Origin of the sequence: Cupriavidus sp. WS, assembly GCF_000395345.1 — a bacterium.
Lineage (GTDB): Bacteria > Pseudomonadota > Gammaproteobacteria > Burkholderiales > Burkholderiaceae > Cupriavidus > Cupriavidus basilensis_B.
In genome coordinates this window covers 1-2,231 of the sequence record NZ_AQPL01000140.1, presented here as the reverse complement: position 1 = coordinate 2,231, position 2,231 = coordinate 1, and the positions used below count along the sequence as shown (strand labels likewise).

At 75.6% G+C, this 2,231-nt stretch carries 3 protein-coding genes; all 3 read left to right on the top strand.

Annotated elements, in window-relative coordinates:
• Positions 1–5 precede the first annotated feature (5 nt).
• The 3 genes from K206_RS38150 to K206_RS0113100 are packed head-to-tail and all read left to right on the top strand — an operon-like array spanning position 6 to position 2,202.
• Entirely contained in the window at positions 6–530 is a 525-nt protein-coding gene (locus tag K206_RS38150; protein ID WP_052165873.1) for a DUF3261 domain-containing protein, read from the top strand.
• Complete coding sequence (locus K206_RS0113105) at positions 527–1,711, top strand: beta-ketoacyl-ACP synthase (protein WP_020202870.1); 1,185 nt, start codon at positions 527–529, stop codon at positions 1,709–1,711. The genes K206_RS38150 and K206_RS0113105 overlap by 4 nt, the downstream gene beginning before the upstream one ends.
• A gap of 2 nt (positions 1,712–1,713) precedes the next feature.
• Positions 1,714–2,202 carry a hotdog family protein gene (locus tag K206_RS0113100; RefSeq protein WP_020202869.1) on the top strand — a complete coding sequence of 163 codons (489 nt, stop codon included), beginning with the start codon at positions 1,714–1,716 and terminating at the stop codon, positions 2,200–2,202.
• The last annotated feature ends 29 nt before the right edge of the window (positions 2,203–2,231 follow it).

The window sequence follows — 2,231 nt, the reverse complement described above, 5'->3', positions numbered from 1 at the left end:
GCCCGGTGCCGCCCGCCGGCATCGAGGCCGCCGGCCGCGCGCCGGTGCCGCTGCTGCGCCTGCCGCCGGCCTCGCTGGGCCGCGCGCTGATGCTGCAACAGCAGATCACGGTGACGTACCGCACGCCGCGCGGCGAGGAGCACCGCGAGATCCAGGCCCTGCTCGAAGCGGACGCCGCCCACACGCGGCTGGCCGCGCTGGCCGGCGGCCAGGTGCTGGCGCGGCTGGACTGGGACGGGCGCGACCTGCGCGTGGCGCGCTCGCCGTGGGCGCCGGCCGAACTGGTGCCGGAGCGTATCCTGAGCGAGATGCAGTTGTCGCTGTGGCCGGTGGCGGCGATCGCCGCGGCCTTGCCGCCCGGCTGGCGGCTCGACGCCGTGGCCGGCCGTCGCGTGCTGCGCGCGGGCGGCGAGACGGTGGCCGAGATCCGCTACCCGGACGCGCAGACCATCGAGTTCGAGCAGTACCGCGACGGCTACCGGCTGACCATCCGCACGCTGCCGGCGGCCACGCAAGGAGGGCCGGAATGAACGATGTCTTTATCCATGCACTTGGCGTCACCTGCGCGCTCGGCGACGGCGCGGACGCCGTGCGCGCCGCGCTCTGGCGCACCGACGCCGCGCCCGGCGGCGAAGTCACCGAGCGTTACAGCGCGGGCCGGCCGCTGCACCTCGGCACGGTCGATGCCGCGCTGGCGCTGCCGCAAGGCACGCCGCTGGTGCACCGCACGCGCAACAACGCGCTGCTGCATCACGCCGCGCTGCAATGCCTGCCGCAGCTGCAGGCGGCCATCGCCCGCTTCGGCCCGGCGCGCGTGGCGGTGGTGATGGGCACCAGCACCTCGGGCATCGCCGAGGGCGGCGAGGCGGTCGACGCGCGCAGCGTCGGCGGCGCGTGGCCCGAGGGCTTTCACTACGGGCAGCAGGAGCTGGGCTCGCCGGCGCAGTTCCTGGCCGGCGCGCTGGGCGTGACCGGGGTGGCGTATACGCTGTCCACGGCCTGCTCGTCGAGCGCCAAGGCGCTGGCCGCGGCGGCGCGGCTGCTGCGCAGCGGCGCCGCCGACGCGGTCATCGCGGGCGGCGCCGACACCTTGTGCGCGTTTACCGTGGCCGGCTTCAGCGCGCTGGACTCGGTCTCGGCCGCGCGCTGCAACCCGCTCTCGGTCAACCGCGCCGGCATCAATCTGGGCGAGGGCGCCGCGCTCTTCCTGCTCTCGCGCGAGGCGGGCGAAGTGCGGCTGGCCGGCTGGGGCGAGACCTCCGACGCGCACCACATGTCGGCGCCCGATCCCAGCGGCGCCGGCGCGCAGGCCGCCATGCGGCAGGCGCTGGCGCGCGCCGGCCTCGCCGCCGGCGACATCGATTACCTCAACCTGCACGGCACCGCCACGCCGCAGAACGACGCGATGGAGGCGCTGGCCTGCGCCGCGCTGTTCGGCGAGCGCGTGCCGCTGAGCTCGACCAAGCCGATGACCGGCCACGCGCTCGGCGCCGCCGGCGCCATCGAGGCCGCGCTGATGTGGCTGACGCTGGCCGGCAACCCGCGGGGCCGCCTGCCCGCGCACTGGTGGGACGGCGCCGCCGACCCGGCGCTGCCGCCGCTGCGCGTGGTGGCGCCCGGCGAGGCGCTGGGCCGCGCGCCGCGCTACGTGATGAGCAATTCCTTCGCGTTCGGCGGCAGCAACAGCGCCGTGATCCTGGGGGCGGGTTGAGCATGAGCGAGACCATCGCAAGCCGCCGCGCCGCCTTCCCCGGCCTGCCGCCGATTGCCGACTTGGTGCCGCATGCCGGCGCCATGCGCCTGCTCGACGAGCTGCTCGGCGCCGACGAGGAGCGCGCGGTGGCGCGCGCCACGGTGCGCGCCACGCAACTGTTCGTCGACGAGGCCGGCATGCCGGGCTGGGTCGGCATCGAGTACATGGCGCAGACCATCGCCGCCTGGGCCGGCGCGCGCGACTGGCGCGCGGGCCGCGAGCCGGGCATCGGCTTCCTGCTCGGCTCGCGCCGCTACGAGTGCGACGTGCCGGCGTTCCCGGTGGGCAGCGTGCTGACCGTGCAGGTCAGCGCCGAGCTGATCGGCGACAACGGCCTGGGCATGTTCGCCTGCGCGCTGTCGCTCGACGGCCGCGAAGTGGCGCGCGCCAACGTTTCCGTTTTCCAGCCCGCCGACGCGCGGGCGTTCTTGCAAGGACAACAACCATGACGAACCGGACCGTGCTCGTCACAGGGTCA

Excerpts from the sequence above, each read along its gene's own strand:
- K206_RS0113105 (WP_020202870.1), top strand. The coding sequence starts at position 527 with ATGAACGATGTCTTTATCCATGCACTTGGCGTCACCTGCGCGCTCGGC.
- K206_RS0113100 (WP_020202869.1), top strand. The coding sequence starts at position 1,714 with ATGAGCGAGACCATCGCAAGCCGCCGCGCCGCCTTCCCCGGCCTGCCG.